This window comes from Gordonia sp. 852002-51296_SCH5728562-b, assembly GCF_001665475.1.
Lineage (GTDB): Bacteria > Actinomycetota > Actinomycetes > Mycobacteriales > Mycobacteriaceae > Gordonia > Gordonia sputi.
In genome coordinates this window covers 35,848-54,375 of sequence record NZ_LZMI01000087.1, presented here as the reverse complement: position 1 = coordinate 54,375, position 18,528 = coordinate 35,848, and the positions used below count along the sequence as shown (strand labels likewise).

Sequence of the window (18,528 nt, the reverse complement as noted above, 5' to 3'; positions counted from 1 at the left end):
TAGATCGAACAGCCCGAGTTGGGCCTGCTCTACCGGCGCACGGTGCCGTCGGCTGCGAAGCCCCGTGCGATCATTTCCGCTTCCAACAGGCGCGTACACGACTGGTACAGGTCGCTGTCGCGGTGCTGCGGAATCGGTTGCCCGTCCTCCTGGAGAGCTTGCAGCAGATACTGTGCCGTCACTCGAAAGCGGGGACCGCGCTGACCCCACAGCGCTTTCACCGCCGCCACGATCTGTTCGGTCGGCTCCGAGCGGTGCAGCGCCCTCTTCCACCGATCCGGTTCGTGCCGATGTGCTGCTCGCCGTGCTGCGTCTTCCTTCTCGCGACGCGCTGCTTGCTCCTCCACGGTCAGCATCGGCGGCTCCTCGTCCTCCTCGTCGTCCGGAAGCTGGCTGAACAACTCCTCCTCGAGCACTGCCGTCGTCGCCTGATTGCGTGCGTTGTTGATCAACCCGACTGTCGTCAGGTAATCCGGCTGTTGACCGCTCTGTTGCCGGTACAGACGTGTCAGCTCGATCTGGTCGGGCACTCGCACCTCGATCAGATCCTCGATCCGCTCGGTCTCGGCCGCCAGGAACCGTTCCTGCTCGGCCGGGCTGAGCCGATCCATCCCGATCTGGCGCCACACCCGTTCCACGGTCGCGCTGATTGGTTCGCTCCCTTTCAGCGGCTCGTTGTCGATCGTCATGATCATCAGTGTCCTCCTCCATCAACATGAACAAATCGGTCTGGTTCTCGTCGAGCTTTTTACGGGCCATCGCAGCCATGTCCTCACGTCTGATAAGCGGGTGGACCGATCCGGCGGCGCTCCCCTCACGGGGTGTGGCCATACCGGACCGGATAGCATCACTCACTGGTCAGAGGGTGTCTCTCTGGCCGCGTTGAGCCCTGGCAGGTGGTCCAACACCTGTCAGGGCCATCGCACTAGTTCATTCGCCCGCTCCCGTGCCTCCATGTGGATGTGCCGAACTCGGCGAGGTGACGTCGCGCCGCCGACATCAGGGCATGCCACTGACCGCATCGCCGACTTCCGGCTATCTGTTGGCGCAGATAGATTGCGGCGCAGTAGGAGTCCGCTAGTTCCTCGGCGGTGCCCATTGGGATACCGAACGCTTCTGGATCGAGTGCCCGTAGGGTTTCGGCTGCGTTCTCGTGTATGCGGGCTTGTGCAGCATCGTTGGTGTTGGCGGCGACCGTGAAGTTGCTGCGGATAAGTGCTGTGCGTGCGTCTCGCACCGTTTGCAGGCGGGCGGTATCGGCTCTCGGTCGCGTAGCCATGGTCATGCCACAGCCTCGGCTGACGAATCGGGTTCACTACTAGGAGGATCGAACCAGCCGGGCGGAACCGGAATCGCGCCCAACGAGCGCTGCACGGCCTGTGTGTGTTGCTGGGGAGTGCACAGATGGAGCGGACCGGCCTCGGCCACGATATGCCGCCAGTGGGCGTCGAGGTGGTAGACCCACCATCCCGATAGAGCGGCTGGGTCTTCGCTGAGTCGCGCTGCCTCCCACCCTTTCCAGAGTTCTTCGATTCTGATGACCACTTCGTCGTGGCGCCACCATTGCGCGCACCAACGTTGCTCGCGGCTGAAACGATCACCACCTTTGACGTGGCGTAGCCACGACTCGAACCAGTCGTAGCTCGAGTCGTAGAGCCAGTCCGCGCGCGGGTCATCATCTTCGTCGGCGTCGGGTGGGAGGTCAAAGTCGTTGATGCTCATGGTGACAGTCCTTCTTTCGTTGAGCTAGGGGCGGTCGTCGACGGACACGCGAGGGCGGGAGACGGGTGCGGTGCGGGCGGCTGCGGTGCGCGCCCGCTCACACGCGGCCTTCGAGGTATTGATCAAGTCGGCATAGGGTCCGTCCCACCAGAAGTTCTTTTTCGTCAGCACGGTGCGGTTACCCGAGGTCGCCAGCAGTGCTCGCTCGAGCGGCATCGCTTTGAGGTCGTCGGTGCCCAGGATGGGTTCTGACGACCATGAGTCGCTGGTGCTTGTCGACCCCCATGCGGCAGCGCCTGACTGGGATCGACTGCGGCGGAGAACATCTCGCGGCCCGACCATGCGGCTTAGCCCACTGAGGTAACTCTCATTGTTGGATGATCCGGCGAAGATGTAGGCGTTCGACGAGTCGAGAAGCATCTCGAGTTTCTTGTCAGACCAGATTTTCGCGGCCTGGGCTAGTGATTGGAACATGGAGACGATGACGACCCCTTGGGATCCGAAATGGCTGTACCAGTCGGGCAGGTCGGGAAGTTTGCACACGTTGGCTGCTTCGTCGAGGATGCCGAGCACGGGAGTACCCAACCGCCCGCCGTCTCGGCGTGCCTGCTGCACACCGGCTTTGAAGATTGAGTCGGCCAGAGCAGTGGTCAAGGCTGTTGCTGCTCCTGCACCTTCCATCGACAGCGCATACATCGTGTCGGTCGAGGTGACGAATGCTCGCGGATCGAACTTGGGCAGAGCATGGGTGAGATCGACGTTGCCGATGGTGTTGTCGCCGTCGAAGCGGACTCGCGAAGGAGGCAAAACCGAGCGGGCGTAGGCGGGCACCGTCATGATGTTGATGAACCGGCGTGCCATGTCGTAGAGGCCGTCCTGCTGGCGGGGGTTGAGGTTGGCGGCTGTCTCGATTTTCGCCGCAGCGTCAGGGTGACCGTTGCGACGTAGCACCTCGCGCGCGACGTCGAGATGGGGATCAGTCAGCCAGCCGTCGACATGTTTGAGGTCGCCGCCACCAACTGCGGCGGCAAGAACATGAAGTGCGAGAAGTTCTTTCGCCCCACCGTCGAAGTAGGCGTCGACGTGTGAGGACTCTGCGGTTTCTGCGCCTGCAAAGATCGCAGCGAGCTCACGCGCGTCGTTGAGCTCGGTGATGTACCAGAACGGGTCCCACCACCATTGCTGGCCCTCGTTGCCGGCGATGTGTTGTAGATCCGACACCCAGATATGTCCACGCACACGCGGAGGTTCGCGACGTTGCGCTAAGGCTGTGGTGAGGGCACGTACGCCTGTCTGCGCTTGTACCTCCTTGGCGCGCGCGGCGTGGGGCGGATCGTTGCGGTCACGCACCCACCGGGTCGCGTCGTAGATGTCGGGCTTGTTGGAGGTGGCGAACACCGGCCCGGGTGCCTGGCATATCCACGGGATGGCGTACCCGGTGGTTTTGCCGCTGCGGGGTCCGCCGACAATCGTGCCTACCCATTCCCACGGCATATAGAGCTGAGCGTTGCCGCGAACGAGGCGACCTAGCACCAATCCGTTGTCGAATCGGTGGCCGATTCGGTCACGACGTAGACGTTGCGCAGACCGTCGTGCACTGCGTGCGTTGACGGAGTGAAGTTCGTTGGCTGAGGGCAGAAACTCAGCGCGTCGGTCGAACTCCCGCAGGATCGCGCCGTCGTGCCAGCGTTTCGACCACCACACCGCGATAATTGCGGCGAGCGTGGCGACGAGGGCCACCAGGATCGTCGCCTGCACGGGCCACCGTTGTTTGCCCGTCCCCAGTTCGATGAAAGCGTTGACCGGATTGGCGGGCATATCCGAGCGATCCCCCGCCAACCACAGGCCGATGCGCCAGCACAGGTACACCACCACAACCACACCGATGGCTGCGCCAGCCGCATAGTAGAGCGCCATTGATTCGTGCTGGCCGCGGTCGCGTCGGCGTTGTGAGCTGCTCATAGCGACGCTCCGGTGTCGAGTCCGACCGATTCGCCGACACTGACCTGGCCAGGGCCGGACAGGTCGGTGGCGGGTTGAAGGTCGGTCTGCGGGGAAGGACGGGTATCGGCGAGCAGTTCCCCAACGCCTGGCACTGGGGAGGAGGAGTCGTGGGCGGCGTCGTCGACGTACAGGGCGTAGTCGGCCGCGCTCTCGGGAATCGCCCAGTACTGAGACTGGCGATCGTCGAGGTCCCCCACCTGGGAGGCGCTTCCCCAATTATCTGGGTCTAGGTACTGCCGATCTGCCAAGCTGTACGCTTCTGGCGCCGACGAATACTCCTCATCCTGCGTGTACTCCGCACGAGGGTCGTCACGACCGATGCTGTCGGGGTCAAGACCCGCGTGCCGCAGACGCTCGTCCCAGGCGTCGGCCCACGCTTCGGCCCGCTGCGCTGCCTCCTCGGCGTGGGCGGTCGCTGCATCTCCGTGCGCGTTCTCGCGGCGGGCAAGGTCGGCTTCCTCTCGTGCCAGGGTGGCCGCAGCGTGTGCACCGGCCCATCGAGCCATGAGATCCTCGGTGAGACCCCCCGCGATCGGAGCGCCGGTGCTCGCGTACTTCGCCGGATGGGGCATGGTGTGTCTCGTTCGCGACGAATACTGGCGACGTTGCTGTCGGACACGCGCTAGCCGCAACGCGTTCTCTGCATTGGCGCGCGCCCGCCGCATCAGTGCCCTGATCTCGTCGAAGATGTCGTCCGCGTCGCGACTGTGGTCCTGTTGCTGATGGTGTGGATTGGTCATGGGGTGTCCCTTCCGAGAGTTGAGTTACTAGTTGGTGCCGGTGCCGACGTCGGTGCGGGGATAGGTGGCGAGTTTCCATGTGCCATCTACGCGGATCAGGTCAGCGGTGGCGTCAAACGTGCGGTACGGGGTGATCGCTCCGTCGACACCGAGCACCGTCTGCACGACCGTGCCCCGGCCGACGGCACGATCTGCGGTGACCGTCACCGCCGACACCTTGTCGACGCGAGCGAGCACAACGTCTTGCGCGCTGGCCCAGCCCTGCCATTGCGCACTGGGCCTTACCGTGGCCTCACTGTTTGCTGAGGCCAGCGCTTCACCAGTGAGCTCGGCACGCGCCCGGCGCAGAGCATCGGTCGGCGACGCATCCGTCGCGGGCTGCCAGCTAAAGATCGTCGTCACTGCGGAGGTGAACACCCCGACGGGTGAGGTGGCCGCGACCGGTCCTGGTTCGCCACTGTTGTAGTGCTCGGAGTGCGACGGGGTGGGCGAGGTGTGTGGGTCGGGGTCCGTGGCGCAGGCAGCCAGGATGCCCGCAAGGAGCGCCAGTGCGGCGGCGAAACGTGTTGTGCGAGTGCGCATCATTGAACTTTCTGTGGAAGGCCTTGGGTGGCGAACTGGCGCGCATAGGAGATGACGTTGGCCCCGTACGGCCGCGTTTGGGTGTCGTAGTCTCCGCCGCTGGGCTCACCCCCTGCGGACAAGACCGCGCCGACGCCCGCGTTGTATGCCTCGGCGTAGAGCTTTTCCGCGCCACCGTCGGCGGGTGGCTTGACCCTGCCTTCATGGATGGCCTTGTCGATGGTGGCGGCGTTCTCGCAGGAGTAGCGGCCCGCTCCCATGACCGCATCGCCGATGTCTCGCGCGGAGGCTCGTCCGTTGCCGTCGTCATCGCGCACGTAGTTGGGTGCGGTGGCGGGCATGAACTGCATAGGTCCCTCTGCCCCATCTGGTGAGGTCAGGTCGGCATACCCGGTCTCTTGCTTGCCGATTCCCGCGAGGAACGCTGAGCTGATCTGTGGGCAGAGCACACCGGCCTTGCGGAACCATGGTTCGTAGGCGGCAGGCACTTTGCCTGCGGCGAGATTGTCGACACCACCACCATGAGGAGTGTCCCCTGGTGCGCAGTCTTGGCTGGGTTCGCTGCTGCCGCCCCCGGTTACGCCCGGTGCGGTGTACACCTCACGCCCGGTGGGAAATCCGTGCCCTTCATCGGTCACGTGGACGTGATCGATGTGGTTGGCGGTGATCCCGCCGCGGTCCTCCATGATGTTGGTTTCACCGGTCGCAGCGGTGTAGCGCTGACGCCAGATCGTGTACACCACGTGAAACGGACCTTTGTTGTCCATCACATACTTTTGGACCGCGTTGCCCAGCTCGATCCCCTCGCGGGAGAGCGGGTTGGGGATCATGACGTCGATCGCGCGGCCGGAAGGGTGGTCGGGATAGGTGTCGTAGGGTCGCCATCCGCCGATCGTCTTGATCTGCGGGAACTTCTGGGAGATCGCGCGGGCGATGCGCACCGAGTCGATCTGCCAGTGCGCCTCTGACCCCTTGGACGCGGGCAGTGGCGGCAGTGGACCCGACTGCTGTGGTGCCGCGGCAGCGGGCGACGTCGGAGCGGGTGCGGTGGCAGCGTTGACGAATGATCCTGCGGGCGCGGGTTTTTTGCCCGTGACGCCCGCCTCCTTCGATGTGACCGGCCATGCACCCCAGCCCTGCGTGCCGAGTACTCGGTTGGCGACCTCCATCTGCTGAACGCGCGTGGCCTTGTCGGCGCTGGGCGCATACTGAGTGCCACCCGCGCCCGCCCACGTCGACGGAGAGAACTGCAATCCGCCCTGATAGCCGTTGCCGGTATTGATGCTCCAATTACCACCGGCCTCGAGCTGGGCCACCTTGTCCCAGTCGGCGGCAGTGACTACATCTGCAGCACTGGATTGCGGCGCGGGCGCGGGAGCAGGTGTGACAGCGGCGGCGGCCTGCGCGCCACCGGGCTGGGCGGGTGCGCGTGATGCGGGCGCCGCTCCAGGGTCGGGACTCGAGGTGACCCATCCGGCCGGGTCGATGTCGTGGCCACCGGATAGCCGACCGCCGTCCCACACCTCGAAATGCAGGTGTGGCCCGGTGGATTCCCCGTCACTTCCCCGGTTGGCGATATGCTGTCCCGCCGTCACACGCTCGCCAGGGTGCACCAGCACGCCGTCGGCGTACATGTGGCCGTACACCGTCGACCAGATGTGGCCGTTGATGTTGTGGTTCAACACAATCCAGTGGCCGAAGCCTGACGCAGTTCCAGCGGCAGCGACGGTGCCGTCGGCGGCGGCGTAAATGGGTGCGCCGACGGGTCCGGCGAGGTCGATGCCGCGGTGGAATCCCCCGTCGCGAGGCCCGTACGGTGAGGTGATCTGGAAGTCCTTGGACTTCATCGGTTTCACCTTCGCGCCCGGTGACAGGGTTGCGTCGGCGGCCGTGTCGGACGTCGACGACAGCGGCGCGCACGCATCATCGTCGCCAGCGACGGAGACAACGATCGAGCAGGACGCAAAGAACAGCAGCACCGCCACGAGGCAGGGGATGCCGAACTTGGTTGCTGCGCCTTCACCCATGTGTCAGGGCCGTCCGTCTAGCTGGATGCGGTCTCGCATTTCTTCGGCCAGTCGCTGATTGATCTCGCGCAGCGTGTTGTACCGAGCCTCGTACTCTCGTTCTAAGTCGGAGGTGGTGCGGCCGACGCCCTCTCGACGACACCACCGCATCACTGTGGTTGTGCCCGCGCCGATTCCGCTGGCCACATCGGTGACCGCAGCAGTCAAGGACATGGTGGTCGTCTCGAGCAGTTTGATGACTGCGGCAACAGCTACCTGTTGCACCTCTGGTGGGTGGGCGGCGCGTTTCGGGTTGCGAGGCCGCGCGACGAGAGACGCCGAGGAGGGTTCGGGGGCCATCGGTGTACTCACGCCCGCGTTCCCTTCGCGGCGCGCCCGCGCGCGAATCTCTTGTTCGTGTTGTGGATTTCGGTGGATCGCTCGGTAGCCGTGAGATGCATTTGCACGGGGATTCCCGGCTGCTCGCCTTCTTTGATGAGGAACTTGCCCATGCCCGGGGGGATGGTGTGAATCTTCCTGGTGGTGGCGCGAACTCCGTTCTCCCAGTCGGCTTCGCTGATTTCGTCGACCACCGGGTCGTCGACGCCGCGCGGGGTGGTGGCCCACTCGGCCAGCGTGGCGGCCTCTTGGTCGTTGAGGTTGACCTTGCCCTCCATGAGGGTCGCTTCGTCCTCGGGGAGCGGGAAACACACCTTGACGCGGGCGCGATCAAGAAACCCCATCGCTCGTTGCCGATCCTCCATGGAGTCGAACGCTTTGAGGTCTTTGACCGTGTGCGTGGTGAACAAGGTCCCGGTGCCTTGCTCGCGCTGCACACGGGTCACTTCGTCGACGCGCCACACGATGCCGTTCCCGACGCCGAGGACCAGCGAGAACTCGTCGCACACGAGGTCGTAGTTGCGGGGGGATTGCAGACCGTGGTCAGACAGTAGGTGTGATGCTTCGACGGCGGAGAAGCCGTCCGACCAGCAGGCCAGAAGGACCGCGGCGCGCAGCTTGCGGGCGTTGGCCGGTAGTCGCGACATGTCGACGCACACGCCGAGCGCGTCGATGTTGATGGGTTCGCGTGTGGGTGCGTTGAAGATCTCGCCGAACTGTCCGGACACGAGCTGGTCGAGGGATTGACGCAGGTTCTCGGTCAGCAGCAGGTATCGGTCGATTGCCACTTCATCGTGTGCGCGTCGCCCTAGCGCGCCGGATGCGTCGAGGAGGTCTTGTGCTCGGCGCAGTCGGGGGTCGTGGTCACTGGCGGTGGCTGTTGCCGTGACGAGTGTTTGCGGTACCTCACGCAACAGTCGCAGGACGTCACCCGGTAGCGGTGCGTGGGTCAACGAGAACTCGTTGTCGGCCTCGTAGAGCACCCGCAGTGCGGTGGTCAGCAGTGTTTCTTCGTGGGGTGCGATCTGGCGTCCGGAGCAGATTTCCAGCAGGCCGGTAGCAGCTGTCACCTGGCGTGCGCGCATTTCTCGTTCGGCCAGGTCGCGGGCTTGGCGCGGAAGTCGCGAGATCAGCGAACCGAAGGTGCCCACGGCGAGCGGGTTCATGGGCGAATCGAAGCCGACGCTGGTGACTTGAGGTGTGATCGGCTTGCCGTCGTCGTCGTAGACGGTGCGACCAGCACTGTCGGTGAGCACCATTTGTTGCATCATGTTCACGAAGTCAGGGCGATGGTCACCCATGATGAGCGGGCGGACACCGGTGGCAAGGTCGTGGCAGACGATGCGGCGGTTGAGTGACGATTTGCCGAACCCGTTGAGTCCGAACACCATTGCGGCCGGTGCGGTGATCTGGCCTGCCTCGAACCACCCCAACTGATCAAATCCCACGGGCTGCCCGGTCACCAGATGTGTGCCGACGGGAGCGCCGTCAAGTGGCGCGGATGCGCCGATGGGGAACGGATAGAAGCCGGGTACCTGGGCGGTGGTTCCGCGAAACTCGTTGGGGCGGCGCACATGTGTGACGCGGCCACCGCCGCGCCCCGCGTAGCCGGTGCGAGTGCGAGCCAACGTCGGAACGTCGAACTCTACCTGTCGCAGTGCCGCGTCCTCGGCGGCCTCGCGCCGCTTGGAATCGTTGTTGAGGCGTTGTCGGGCGATGAGGCCAGACACGCCGCCCCCGCGTACCTGATCGAGCAGGTCTTCGCGCGCGTCGTCGGTGTAGAGCGCGGCGTTCTTGGCTTTGGTGTCGTCTTTGCGTTCGGGTGCTGGTGTCGATGTGGTTCCGGCGTGCAAATGCAACGTCAGTTCGGGGTCTGAGTCGGCGGCGTGGCTGACGGCACGTGGCCGCAAAGGGGTGACGGTCATGGTCAGTTAGCTCCCGTTCAGCGGATGGCGGTGGCGGAGGGGTTCGTCGTCGATGTCGCTGTGCTCGGGTAGGAGGACACCGATACCGAGTCCTGCGGCAAGAAGCTCCGCGTGACGGTCGTAGCCGTTGCGCATGCCTAGTCGCCCGTACAGCGGCAGTTCGTCACGCACCGGCTCGATCGCTGGGTGTCGGCCGAGAGGTTCGGTGACGGTGTAAATGCCGCCGAACCGTTGCAGCGCAGGCGAAAAGGTCAGCCGTATGGGGTCGTCGGTCGTCACGCCGTCAGCGAGTCGCACGGTGCGCCACGTGACTGCCAGGCGAGTGCGCGGCGCTGCGGGCTGCGGCGCCGCCAGGTGGTCGATGACCCTCGAGTCGAGGACATGTGGCGCCAACACCCAGGACGAGGACAGTAGGTCATCGTGGCAGAAAACATCGCGTACACGGTGCACGTCGGCGCGAGGTGCGATGTCGGAGAAGTCGATTCCCGGTTCGGCTACGCCGTGAAAAGCCTCCCCCGCGATCAGGGCGATCTCGTCACTGGTCAGCGGTGACACCGGCAGCCCTGCTGCTGTGAGCGACCCGAGCAAGGTAGGTAGCCGCGTACCCACCTCGACGGCCATCTCGTCGGCGTCGTTCTTTCGTCGCGTATCACCGGCGTTAAACGTGATGGACATGTGCGCGCGCACCGCAATATCCGAGTCGCGCAGATGCCGATGGCCCTCGGCTGCTGCCCACTCGGTGTGCGCGTCGGCATGCGCGGGCACGGTCTCGATGACCACGGTCATCGCAGTGACGTCCCAGGCGTCGGCTCCGACGTCGATACGTGGATAGGTCAGCACTTGCCGCCAATCGGGAAGGCTCGCACCGTCACCCGTCAGCACAACGGTGTAATGCCCGGTGCCGGTGCGGATCAGTGCGTAGGTGTGGCCGGCCGCGGTGAGGTGGTCGGTGGCAGACAGTGTGGTGTTGATCTGGGGAAGTGACACGACTGGTGTGAAGAACCGATGTGCCCGTCGACGACGGAGCAGTGGGAGTGCCATTCGAAAGTTCCTTTCCGACAGGCGTTGTCAGGCGGCGAGGTTGTCAGAGACGGTTGTTTCCTCGGCGAGGATGACGCCGAATCCCAGTCCGGCGATGAAGGTGATCAGGTGCTCGTCATCGGCAGGTTCGAGTGGGGTGGCGGCCGACAGCCCAAGGTCAGTGACAAGGGTTTCGACCTTCTCCGTGTCGACCCCGATGGGGCAGGTCGCGGTGACGATCATTGACACGCGGGTCACGCCCGCACCGCGTGCCTGTTCCTGCCGGGCTGCCTCAGCGTTGTCGAGCCGCACGAAAGCTCGTTCGGGAAGCTTTCCGATGTGCGTGCGCACCGCCTGGCGGGCATCGTTGTGGTCCTTGTTGACGATGGTGGTTGCTGCTGACGGTGTGTAGGGCTGGTAGACGAAGGTGACCCGCTTGCGGGGGACCTCGCTGCGCGGAGCAAGTAACTCCGACAACACGTTTGAATCAAACGGCGCCTCGGGTTCTGACCGCATGGTCCAAGACACGGACTGGGCGGCGTCGTGCAGCAGCCGTCCGTGCTGGTCCGACGCGGAGGACGGACCGCAGTCCTCCCATCGCAGGCGGGTGGGTTCGCCCGTCATGAGGCCCGTTTCGATGTCCAGCTCGTCGGCAGGCGAGAAGCTGCGTCGTGCGATCGCACAGATTTCCCGTTCAAGCATCGGCCGGACCCGAACACCTGCGGCGTGGCAGTAGTCCAAGATCCGCCCCAACCGGCGAGAGAGTTCGTTGCCCATGTCGGTGGAGTCTCGCTTGCGATGCAGAGTGTCAGCGCGCCATGTCAGGCTGACACGGGCCTCGTTGCGTACCTCCGCCGACGGAACACCCTCCACGGCCTCGATGACGATCTTGCGGGCCAACGCGGGTGAGTTCGGATCGAGTCGAGAGCGCACCACGGTGGAGGCGCGTTTACCTGACTCAGGCAGGGTTTCCATCGTGATCACCAGAGCGACGAAGTCCGGCGACTGACCGAGAAAGGTCATCATGTCGCCCAGCCGGGCTACCCACCGATCACGGGTGGCCTGTTCGTTCCACTCCCCGCCCTGCGGCCAGGCCCTCAGCACCAGCGTGTAGAAGTTCTGCGATCCGAGCTTGATCAGACCGAACGGCTGCGACCCGTCGCCAGGAAAGAAGTCGAAGGTTTCTGCGGTTGCCAACGGTCCCGGTGGGGTCGTGCTGGTCGGGATCATTGTGAACGGCCCCGACCGCAGCAGCGACTCTCCCCGCTTGCGCTGACCGGCCACCGACACCTGCCCGATGGCCAGCTCCCACGCAGACCGGTTGTGCCACGACACCACCAGAGGAGCGAACACCATCAGCAACAGCAACGGGAGTCCGAAGTACTTGACTAGTGGCGGCAAGGGCAACGCCAGGGCGACCACCCACACCAGCATTAAGCCCAAGCCGACCATGGTGGAGAACATGGTGAATCCGAACGCTCCGCTCGAGCGGAACGCCGCAGCAGGACGGTATAGCAGCCGCCGAACCGGTTTCTCAGCCATCATGTGCTCCCTGCGTGAAGTAGGTTGTGGTGCAGTTCATTTCGGTCGGATCACATACTTTTAGTCAGTGGCTCATGGCGTGTTCGTTCCAGCCCGACCGCATCGGTGGTGGCGTGGTGAGCTCGCGGTCACCCTCAGTTGCATCGGCTTCGCTTTCGGCGCTTCCGGTCATCGCACTCATCGCCGCACCCGCAGACTGGCCTGCCTCCATCCCCTCGCTGAGACTTGTGGCCGGACCTCCGCCACCGCTCTTGCCGCCGCCCGAGCTTCCGCCGTCACCGCCCGACAACGCAGGCTGCGCGCCAGGACTCCCACCGCCACCTCCGGAGGGAGGAGTGGGCGGCGGTGGTGACCCCGACGCCGAAGCGCTTGTGCCACTAGGCCCTCCCCCACCACGGGAAGCGATTGACGACATCCCCGCGCCGCCGCCAGCACTGCCTGCGCCTCCTGCCGCGCTGGCCCCTCCGGTGGCACCAGCCGCAGCAACCTGCCCTACCGCGACCGCGGCGCCGAGCGCGGCCCCGGCAGCCGCAGCGCCAGACCCGCCGCTACCCATGCTCGAGACCGCAGGCGCGATCAATCGCATCAGTGAGGGAAGGACGAACGCGCACAACAGCATGAGCACCATTCCGAGTACGACCTGTTGGGCGTTGGTCTGGTCGGACCCCGCCCGAAACGCGATGTAGTAGGTGAGCGCGCCGACCGGTTTAAACAGGAGGAACGCGACCGCCCAGGTCACCATGCGCTGATAGCTCTGCGACCCCGGTCCAGTTCCAGAGAAAGATGCGGCGATCGGTAGCCCGGCGACAACGAGTAGAAGCATGGCCTCACGCACCACGAGCAGAATGAGTTGCAGCAATGCGCCGAGAAACCCGACCAGAGCGACGACACCGATAGCCGTCGTCCCGAGACCCGATCCGCTGAGAAGGTTCAGTTTCAGGAAGTTCTTGATGACTCCGCCGTCGGCGGAAGCGCCGACGGCTTCACTGACAAGCCAGTTCGAAATGCTGTCCGAGATTCGCCCACCGACTGTGAGCATGAGCGGAATCGCCGACGTCGCCAGCGCTGCGCGAATGAGAAGTTTGAAACCTTCCTCCGCGTCGTCGCCGACCGATCGTTTCCGCTCAACGATCATGCGCAGTCCGAAGAACATCAGCGAGAATGTCAGACCGATCAGTTGAATCTGCACGGTGTGGTCGTGAATGTCCTGCATCAGCGACGACGAATTGTCGAGCTTCGGGCTGGGCAGCTTGATCCACCACGCCAGCGCCCACGTGAGCATCTGCTGGTAGCCCGACAGCAGCGAGTTCACGATTTTCTCGAATGTGCCGCCGACGGCCGAATCGGCCGCGGCCGAGGCCGCCTTGCCTGCGGAGTCGCACACGAAGTTCGCCAGCGGGCCAGCGACCGAGCACACCGGATTGGCCGAGGCAGTGCCAGCACCCAGCCACCATCCCGCAACCGTGACGATCAGAGCGGCCGCGACTAGGCGGTGCAGCCTGCGCAGTGCGTGCCGACGGGTGGCCTCAGAGCACATCCATCGTCGGCACCGTCGTACTAGTGATCGGGATCTGGTGATCACCATGGCGTCCACCCGTCTCCGCTGGTGCCGATCAGCAGTTGGCCTGGTTCCTGGCCCTTATCGGGCACGACCCACTTCCAATCGCCGTCCTGCCACACCATGTCCAAAGCAGACGATGCGGCAGTGAATCCGTCAGTGCGCGTGAGGCCTTGAGCGAACTCGACGTGTGCGAAGTCGTCGGAATAGCTCGTCACTCGCACAGCGATAGGAATGTCACGCATCTCAGGTGGCAGGTCAGGCTCGGCGGCGCTGAGCTGCGCCTGGTTGCTCTCCATTTGCTCCACCACTGGCCGTGCGGCCTGCGACACTACGGCTGCTCGCTTGAACAGCGCAGTGGCTTGCGAGTCCGGTGCCCACGTTGCTCGCTGCCCGATCTGCCAGGCAGCCAGTACGACACCCTGCGGTGTGTGCGAGAACCCTGACGGCACACCATCAGCGCTGATCGCGGTGGGACCATCCGACGTCGAGAACGGTATCGTCGCGCCGTACACCCGCTGCCACATCAGGCCGTCGGGTGGTGGCACCGCGCCGGTTGGGTCGTCGGAGTTCTTCGGGCGCGTACCGTTCTGTGGGAGCACCTGACCGAGCGGATTGGTTGGGGTGTCGACTCGACGCCCCCGGCTGTCTGTGCTGGGCACGCCAAATGCGTTGTCGGGCAGCGTTGTCACCGGAGGTGATGCTTGTTCTCGTGGTGCTCCGCTGGCCGTCGGAGCGCTCACCGACCCCCCTGCGCTTGTGGGGTCATCACCAGCATCGTCATGACGGGCGCTGATGGCGGTGAACACAGCCCCGACGATCAGCATGACGAGCACCAGCAACGACAGCATGAGGGTGGTTCCTCGGTAACCACCCGACTGGCGCAGCTCGGAGAAGCGGCCACGATTGGGATCATGGTTGGTAGGTGTGGGGGTCGGTATAGACATCAGGTAGTCCTCACTCGCACCATGTCGGCGGGCGTCGCAGCGACTGCCACGACCGGCGATGTTGTGGCTGTGCTCTCGGGAAGAAGGAGCTGCCAATCACCGGCAGATGTCCATAGCACTGTTGTGTGGTTGAGCGTGTGGGAGCCGTCGGGCATCTGTGAATAGATGTCGACGGTGGCCTTACTCGGATCGAACGACGTGACCTTCCATCCCTGGATGGTCGGAGCTTCGGCAGCGGGTACGTCCGATGTTGTCGACAGCTGAATGCGGCTCGTGATGAAGGCGTCGCGCGTAGCCCCTGGAGCTACCAGCTTGCGGACGACGGTCGGCCACTCACCGTCGTGGGCGACAGACAGACGCACGGTGGCGTTGATCGCATCTAGTGCTGCGCCGACCGGCGACCGATCGAAACCATCAGGTGCGACCGCGTCGGTGAAGTCGTGGGGTCCCTCCTTGGCCTGCGGGATGCGCATGCCGTGGAAATCGGCCCACTGAACATTGGTCGGTGCGCTCGCCAAGTTCACCGACGGAGCTGCCGCACGCTGTGTCGGCTGGTTGTCGGAACAACCGGTGACGGTCGTCGACATCAGACCGATGCAGCCGACCGCGACAGCGGCCAGTGTTAGGCGGCGATGACGACGGCTGCGATATCCCCGGCGATCGCCACGATCCACACTCCGACCATGATTTTGGTGAACCACTCCCCCGTCGTGATGTCGCTGAGCGGGTGCTGTCGCACCTTGTCGATGCATAGCGCCGCGCCCAGAAAAACGATATGCACGGCCGCGATGAAATTGGCCAGGAAAACGAACCAGCCACCAATGAGAGTGACGTTCTCCGTCACGTCCTCGGGGAGCTTGCTGTAGGCCAGAATCATTTGTCCAACCATGTCTGCCTCCGCTCACTGTCACTGCCCTGCGGCGCTGAGAATGGTTGCGCTCGTGGCGATGACCATCGTCCCGATGATTGCGCCGATCGCGATCTTGACGCCCTTTCCTCCACCGTGATCGGTGACCTTGTCCCAGGCGATGTAGCCTCCGCCGACGACGATTGCCACAGCGCAGGCGAAGTACGACAGGAAAGTGGCCCACCCGCCGAGGGTGTTCAGTTTGTCCGAGAGGCCCGGCACGGGAATCGAGGGGAATGCGTGGTAGGTGACCGTCGAAAGTGTGGTGGCAAATGTGCTGTGAATCATGGAAAGACTCCTTCACTGGTTGGTTGTAGCGAGATGGGTCACTGCGTGATTGCGGAGGGCATGCCCGAAGGCAGCGATGTCAGGCGCCACCGTGATCGAGGGATCGAATCTCCGCGTGGGAGGGTCGGGATCTGGTCCTACCGAAGGCAATTCGTCGACAGGGGTGTCGACAAGGAAGTCCTGCCAACCGATGTGCCAGACCTCGGGGAACAGTCCCGAACCCACGAGTAGTTCGCGTTGTTGTCGCAGCCGCGAGGACGGCTTTCCGCGCCGCCCGGCGACGAGCACCAGTCCCAGCAGCACGACGTGACCGGGTGCGTGCCCCGTGGCGTACTGGCGGACGGCGATCGACGCAGCGCTGAGCCCGCAAGCAGATTCCCTCGCAACGAGTACCGCGAAGGGCGGTTCGTCGGTACGGCCGGGCCATGCTTGGCCCGAATCTCCGACGTGCTGAAGCTGGGCCGCGAGGGTGGACACACCGGCCCCACCGTGACACCCGACCGCCGACACCAGATGCTCGGCAAGCCTGGAGGTACGCGTTTCGAGCATGTCGGCAGGGTTGGGCGGCAGCACCGATGCGCCACCTGCAACCCATGCGCGCGGCATAGGTTCTGCGTGTTGTTGGTCCACCTTCGCGGCCGACATCAGCGGTGAGCCTTCGAGTTCTCGTACTGCGGGAACGCCGCGGTAAGACCAGGGATGCTCTTCTTCGCCGCCTCGGTGGCGTCGACGACGGCATTCGCCACCGAATCGCGCGCGGTCTGTGCCAATGCCCCAGCGGCCTTGTACGGGGCGTCGGCCTGCTCGTGGCTGATCGCGATCGGTGCGTGCACCGGACCCGCGTTGATCTGACCGGACACGTCGCCGCGCTTGTTGACGACGTAGTCGACGGTGCCGTTACCGGGCAGGCCAGCGTTATCCAGGTGCAACTCGTACTGGTTGGCGTCCGGGTGCGGCGGTGTCGGCCGCGACAGCTTCGGGTCCTCGTCGGTCGGTGCTCCAAGCGGAGCGCCCTCGCGCGCCTGCGCATCCCCGGCGCCGATGGCCGCGCCGGCCACAGCCCCGATCGGACCACCCACACCCAACGCCAGTCCAGCCGACGCCGCCACTCCCGTGGCGACACCGGCAGCAGCACCAACACCACACCCGATAGCCAGACCAGGCAGCACGTTGAGACCCTGCGGCGGGACCAGAGACCCGATACCCGCACCGATAGCGCACCCGCTGACCGTGCCGACGACACCGGTCACCACAGTGATCGGTACGACCGTTGCCGCAAAGGTCAGACCGGCCCCGGCCACGTAACCGGTGGCCGTCGACGCTGCGGCCCGCGCAGCCTGATTCTTCGGAAAACCAATCGACTCATAGAAAGTTGCGGTACGCGCCTCCACAGTGGCCGACTGCCCGTTGATGTTTCGGGCGTCAGCATCCGACAGCCAGGCCGGTTGTGCTGTGCGGAAGTTGCCAATCTTCACCGTTCCTGGCCGCGGCAGCACCGGATTGACAGGCCGCGTGGGTTGCGGCAGATGCACGACCGGGGGCACGGCGCTGTAAGGCGCCGAATAGCTCGGCGCAACGTACTGGGGAGAGCCCTCGACCACAGGTGGCGCATCGTAGGTCGGTGCCGGAATGAAGCTAGGCCCCGACTGGGTTTGCGGTTCCACCGGCGCGGGCGCGGGTGCGGGCGTTGTCGGAGCCGGAGGAGCCGGGGTGATCCCCGGTTGAGTTGGCGACGATGTGCCAGGATCGGTAACGCCGGGCTGATCCGGCTCGGCCCACGCGGTGCCTGCTGCGGCCGTGAGTGCTGCTGCCACCGTGGCGGCGGCAACAGCTCGAACGATGCGCGGAGACACCTCGTGCTGACGAGCGTGATGATGAGACATGAACTGCTCCTTGATAATTGAGTGGTTAGACGATGCGGTGTAACTGTGTTCTTGAACGTCGAGTAGCGCTCACGAGCCTGTGTCCTTCTTGATCGAGACAATCCACGTGCGGCCGTCCGAGCTGGTTGTCTGAACGAGCTGGTGGTAAGTGACTGGCGCTTCGCCCCGCAGACGAATCTCCGTCAGCTCCAGGGCATAAAGACCGGCTCCGCGGTCGGTGATGGTGGTGCAGTAAAGCGTCCCCTCGTCGATCGAATCGATGCCGGTCTGTATCTGCTCGGCAGTGCCGATCTGGGCAGTCGGTGCGGCAAACGCCCGTGCATCGGCACCACTGCGTGTCACGTAGTAGGCGTGCTCGAAGGCCTTGATCACGTTGGGGCCGCTGTCAGTGCCCCCCGAGTCGCGACCCTTTGTCACATCGCCGGTACTGCTCGACGGGCAGTCAGCGTCAGCGGCATGAGTAGCTGCTTGGCTTGGGATCGTGAACGCGTCGGTAGGGGTTGGTTGATCGTCATCACCCGTCAAAGCCAGCACCGCTCCGACTCCTAGAACCACAACGACTACCGCGCCGATGAGCAGGAGAACCCACCGAGGTACGCGCGTCATGCGGCCTGTCTTGGTGCGTTTCGGATGCGGCGGCCGTTGGTCATACGGATTGTGTTGTGGCGCAGCCGTCATGCTGTAGGTCGCTGACTCGTCGAACAACTCCGACGGACCGGGATCGGCGGTCATTGCGTCGTGAAACCCGCTCTCCTCCCACTGGTTTTCGGAGTGTGCGTCGGCGTCGTCGAAAGCGGCCGACGGATAGGGACGCAGGGTCGTCGTGGGTTGTTGCGTCGTCGGCATGTCCTCCTGTGAGGACGGAGTGGCCAACCACGACTGCACGTTCGGGTTGTCTGTCCAATCAGAGTCGGATGCGGCCATCGCGGGTCTCAATTCTTAGAAGTGTGACTGGCGTACAAAACGGGTTCGGGGGGCAGATCATGGGTGGTGGTTCGATCACCA

19 protein-coding genes are annotated in these 18,528 nt (G+C 64.5%); all 19 read right to left on the bottom strand.

What is annotated here, in order from left to right:
• Positions 1-29 precede the first annotated feature (29 nt).
• Positions 30-689 (bottom strand): hypothetical protein, encoded by a 660-nt coding sequence (locus tag A5766_RS16220; RefSeq protein WP_156527489.1) that lies wholly within the window; start codon positions 687-689, stop codon positions 30-32.
• A gap of 236 nt (positions 690-925) precedes the next feature.
• A complete protein-coding gene (locus tag A5766_RS16215; protein ID WP_156527488.1) occupies positions 926-1,285 on the bottom strand; it encodes a hypothetical protein in 360 nt (119 codons plus the stop codon).
• Complete coding sequence (locus A5766_RS16210; protein WP_064905478.1) at positions 1,282-1,722, bottom strand: DUF4913 domain-containing protein; 441 nt, start codon at positions 1,720-1,722, stop codon at positions 1,282-1,284. The genes A5766_RS16215 and A5766_RS16210 overlap by 4 nt, the downstream gene beginning before the upstream one ends.
• Positions 1,723-1,746: 24 nt before the next feature.
• On the bottom strand, positions 1,747-3,684 hold the full coding sequence (locus tag A5766_RS16205) for a type IV secretory system conjugative DNA transfer family protein (protein WP_064905475.1): 1,938 nt from the start codon (positions 3,682-3,684) through the stop codon (positions 1,747-1,749).
• Positions 3,681-4,466 (bottom strand): hypothetical protein, encoded by a 786-nt coding sequence (locus tag A5766_RS16200; protein ID WP_064905473.1) that lies wholly within the window; start codon positions 4,464-4,466, stop codon positions 3,681-3,683. The genes A5766_RS16205 and A5766_RS16200 overlap by 4 nt, the downstream gene beginning before the upstream one ends.
• Before the next feature lie 27 nt (positions 4,467-4,493).
• A complete protein-coding gene (locus A5766_RS16195; protein ID WP_156527487.1) occupies positions 4,494-5,048 on the bottom strand; it encodes a hypothetical protein in 555 nt (184 codons plus the stop codon).
• Positions 5,048-7,075, bottom strand: coding sequence for a transglycosylase family protein (locus tag A5766_RS25335; protein ID WP_064905469.1), 2,028 nt, complete (start codon positions 7,073-7,075; stop codon positions 5,048-5,050). The genes A5766_RS16195 and A5766_RS25335 overlap by 1 nt, the downstream gene beginning before the upstream one ends.
• A 3-nt stretch (positions 7,076-7,078) precedes the next feature.
• Complete coding sequence (locus A5766_RS16185; RefSeq protein WP_156527486.1) at positions 7,079-7,426, bottom strand: hypothetical protein; 348 nt, start codon at positions 7,424-7,426, stop codon at positions 7,079-7,081.
• The gene (locus A5766_RS16180; RefSeq protein ID WP_064905465.1) at positions 7,423-9,378 is read right to left on the bottom strand and encodes a hypothetical protein; all 1,956 of its coding nucleotides are present in this window, start codon (positions 9,376-9,378) and stop codon (positions 7,423-7,425) included. Before A5766_RS16180 ends, A5766_RS16185 begins: the two co-directional genes overlap by 4 nt.
• 6 nt (positions 9,379-9,384) lie before the next feature.
• Positions 9,385-10,419, bottom strand: a complete 1,035-nt coding sequence (locus A5766_RS16175; protein WP_156527485.1) for a hypothetical protein — start codon at positions 10,417-10,419, stop codon at positions 9,385-9,387.
• A 27-nt stretch (positions 10,420-10,446) separates the two neighbouring features.
• Complete coding sequence (locus tag A5766_RS16170; RefSeq protein WP_156527484.1) at positions 10,447-11,940, bottom strand: SCO6880 family protein; 1,494 nt, start codon at positions 11,938-11,940, stop codon at positions 10,447-10,449.
• A 64-nt stretch (positions 11,941-12,004) separates the two neighbouring features.
• Positions 12,005-13,477 (bottom strand): hypothetical protein, encoded by a 1,473-nt coding sequence (locus A5766_RS16165; protein WP_064905460.1) that lies wholly within the window; start codon positions 13,475-13,477, stop codon positions 12,005-12,007.
• 41 nt (positions 13,478-13,518) lie between these two features.
• Entirely contained in the window at positions 13,519-14,445 is a 927-nt protein-coding gene (locus A5766_RS16160) for a hypothetical protein (RefSeq protein WP_156527483.1), read from the bottom strand.
• The gene (locus A5766_RS16155) at positions 14,445-15,032 is read right to left on the bottom strand and encodes a hypothetical protein (RefSeq protein WP_064905456.1); all 588 of its coding nucleotides are present in this window, start codon (positions 15,030-15,032) and stop codon (positions 14,445-14,447) included. Before A5766_RS16155 ends, A5766_RS16160 begins: the two co-directional genes overlap by 1 nt.
• Before the next feature lie 35 nt (positions 15,033-15,067).
• A complete protein-coding gene (locus A5766_RS16150; RefSeq protein ID WP_156527482.1) occupies positions 15,068-15,322 on the bottom strand; it encodes a hypothetical protein in 255 nt (84 codons plus the stop codon).
• A gap of 30 nt (positions 15,323-15,352) precedes the next feature.
• Positions 15,353-15,640: a hypothetical protein gene (locus tag A5766_RS16145; protein WP_064905452.1), complete on the bottom strand. Its 288-nt coding sequence runs from the start codon at positions 15,638-15,640 to the stop codon at positions 15,353-15,355.
• A gap of 12 nt (positions 15,641-15,652) precedes the next feature.
• Positions 15,653-16,246: a hypothetical protein gene (locus A5766_RS16140; RefSeq protein ID WP_156527481.1), complete on the bottom strand. Its 594-nt coding sequence runs from the start codon at positions 16,244-16,246 to the stop codon at positions 15,653-15,655.
• A 38-nt stretch (positions 16,247-16,284) separates the two neighbouring features.
• The gene (locus tag A5766_RS16135; protein ID WP_156527480.1) at positions 16,285-17,523 is read right to left on the bottom strand and encodes a hypothetical protein; all 1,239 of its coding nucleotides are present in this window, start codon (positions 17,521-17,523) and stop codon (positions 16,285-16,287) included.
• 69 nt (positions 17,524-17,592) lie between these two features.
• Positions 17,593-18,447, bottom strand: coding sequence for a hypothetical protein (locus A5766_RS16130; protein WP_064905446.1), 855 nt, complete (start codon positions 18,445-18,447; stop codon positions 17,593-17,595).
• Positions 18,448-18,528: the final 81 nt, after the last annotated feature.

What these genes read in the sequence shown, in the direction of transcription:
- A5766_RS16210 (WP_064905478.1), bottom strand. Translation starts at nt 1,722, where the DNA reads ATGAGCATCAACGACTTTGACCTCCCACCCGACGCCGACGAAGATGAT.
- A5766_RS16205 (WP_064905475.1), bottom strand. Translation starts at nt 3,684, where the DNA reads ATGAGCAGCTCACAACGCCGACGCGACCGCGGCCAGCACGAATCAATG.
- A5766_RS16195 (WP_156527487.1), bottom strand. Translation starts at nt 5,048, where the DNA reads ATGCGCACTCGCACAACACGTTTCGCCGCCGCACTGGCGCTCCTTGCG.
- A5766_RS16160 (WP_156527483.1), bottom strand. Translation starts at nt 14,445, where the DNA reads ATGTCTATACCGACCCCCACACCTACCAACCATGATCCCAATCGTGGC.
- A5766_RS16215 (WP_156527488.1), bottom strand. Translation starts at nt 1,285, where the DNA reads ATGACCATGGCTACGCGACCGAGAGCCGATACCGCCCGCCTGCAAACG.
- A5766_RS16130 (WP_064905446.1), bottom strand. Translation starts at nt 18,447, where the DNA reads ATGGCCGCATCCGACTCTGATTGGACAGACAACCCGAACGTGCAGTCG.
- A5766_RS16170 (WP_156527484.1), bottom strand. Translation starts at nt 11,940, where the DNA reads ATGGCTGAGAAACCGGTTCGGCGGCTGCTATACCGTCCTGCTGCGGCG.
- A5766_RS16150 (WP_156527482.1), bottom strand. Translation starts at nt 15,322, where the DNA reads ATGATTCTGGCCTACAGCAAGCTCCCCGAGGACGTGACGGAGAACGTC.
- A5766_RS16140 (WP_156527481.1), bottom strand. Translation starts at nt 16,246, where the DNA reads ATGCCGCGCGCATGGGTTGCAGGTGGCGCATCGGTGCTGCCGCCCAAC.
- A5766_RS16145 (WP_064905452.1), bottom strand. Translation starts at nt 15,640, where the DNA reads ATGATTCACAGCACATTTGCCACCACACTTTCGACGGTCACCTACCAC.
- A5766_RS16175 (WP_156527485.1), bottom strand. Translation starts at nt 10,419, where the DNA reads ATGGCACTCCCACTGCTCCGTCGTCGACGGGCACATCGGTTCTTCACA.
- A5766_RS25335 (WP_064905469.1), bottom strand. Translation starts at nt 7,075, where the DNA reads ATGGGTGAAGGCGCAGCAACCAAGTTCGGCATCCCCTGCCTCGTGGCG.
- A5766_RS16200 (WP_064905473.1), bottom strand. Translation starts at nt 4,466, where the DNA reads ATGACCAATCCACACCATCAGCAACAGGACCACAGTCGCGACGCGGAC.
- A5766_RS16155 (WP_064905456.1), bottom strand. Translation starts at nt 15,032, where the DNA reads ATGTCGACGACCGTCACCGGTTGTTCCGACAACCAGCCGACACAGCGT.
- A5766_RS16220 (WP_156527489.1), bottom strand. Translation starts at nt 689, where the DNA reads ATGACGATCGACAACGAGCCGCTGAAAGGGAGCGAACCAATCAGCGCG.
- A5766_RS16165 (WP_064905460.1), bottom strand. Translation starts at nt 13,477, where the DNA reads ATGTGCTCTGAGGCCACCCGTCGGCACGCACTGCGCAGGCTGCACCGC.
- A5766_RS16135 (WP_156527480.1), bottom strand. Translation starts at nt 17,523, where the DNA reads ATGTCTCATCATCACGCTCGTCAGCACGAGGTGTCTCCGCGCATCGTT.
- A5766_RS16180 (WP_064905465.1), bottom strand. Translation starts at nt 9,378, where the DNA reads ATGACCGTCACCCCTTTGCGGCCACGTGCCGTCAGCCACGCCGCCGAC.